Source organism: Lysinibacillus sp. FJAT-14222 (assembly GCF_001278875.1).
GTDB lineage: Bacteria > Bacillota > Bacilli > Bacillales_A > Planococcaceae > Lysinibacillus > Lysinibacillus agricola.
On record NZ_LIYL01000049.1, the window covers coordinates 1 to 1,093 of the forward strand.

Here is a 1,093-nt window from a genome sequence, read left to right on the forward strand (position 1 = left end):
CATATCGATCGACCTCCGTGTTATTTACTTAACTATAACACTAAAGCATCCTACGACATCTATCCTAACAGAGGGGGCTATCCATCGAATAAATAGCTTCATTCATTTCCTCCACAAGCTTATAAATTAGTTCTTCATCCTTTGCCATCACTCATTCAATCCTTTAAGTAAAGTTAATAGTAAAGGTATCTTTACTATTAACTTTACTTTATTTTAAATGGTTATTATTGTCAACCGCTTCAACGAAAAAGTGCTGGATCTAATCCAATAATTTTCAAGAATTATTCACATGTAAAAACGAAATCAGATCAAATTCTCAAAAAAGAAATAACACTACTGTCAAGACATTAAGACTTGCAAAATAAAAGACCTCCTTATTAAGAGGTCTTTAGTAGTTTTTATGCCCTTATTTTTCTGCAATCTCTAATTGTTTGTAATAGTTTTCTACAATTGGATGAATATCTGACTTTGAGTCGTAATAGGTATTGTCTATTTCACTAAGCGTAAATATAAATTCTTTTTCGCCATCCAAAAGAGCAATACCATAGAGCCAGCCTGTTCGTTCTTCTTGATTATCTTGTGGAATAAATTCTATATCTTTAATCAGATTTAGGAATTCCCCAATTTGCTCTTGCTTCGTTATCGTTTTAGCATAACCAGTTGAACCATCTTGAATGATCACTTTATCCACATTTTCAATTTTTGCATCCTTATAAAATTCTTCTAATGTTTGCGTTTTTGCAACAGTACAAGCAGAAAGTAAAAATAGAATGACGAATAAAATCCCGAACATCGATTTTTTCATTGAACCACCTCCAAGTTTATTCTACTGCCTATTAGAAGGATTAAATTACAAATAGTTACATCACATCAATAAATAGAGCGATTCATTGCAAGAGCGGGTATTCCCCTCTATTACGTGGATATCCTCATGTTTTGTGTAGATATTCTCTTCTGCTTCTTTCCACCTTTATACTCTACTATTTTTTATTAAAAAATTGTTTACGATAAACATGCCTAAATTGCAATTACAAGTTGAACACTTTTTTTAAAAAAACACCCCAGAGGTTCCTTTGTCTTCTGTTTGTCGGTC

General features: G+C 32.1%; 1 protein-coding gene. It reads right to left on the reverse strand.

The annotated features are described in order from the left end of the window. Positions 1-406 precede the first annotated feature (406 nt). Positions 407-805: a hypothetical protein gene (locus AN161_RS20905; protein ID WP_053596265.1), complete on the reverse strand. Its 399-nt coding sequence runs from the start codon at positions 803-805 to the stop codon at positions 407-409. Positions 806-1,093: the final 288 nt, after the last annotated feature.

Bases quoted from the DNA above. Each gene is read 5' to 3' on its own strand.
- AN161_RS20905 (WP_053596265.1), bottom strand. From the start codon at position 805: ATGAAAAAATCGATGTTCGGGATTTTATTCGTCATTCTATTTTTACTT.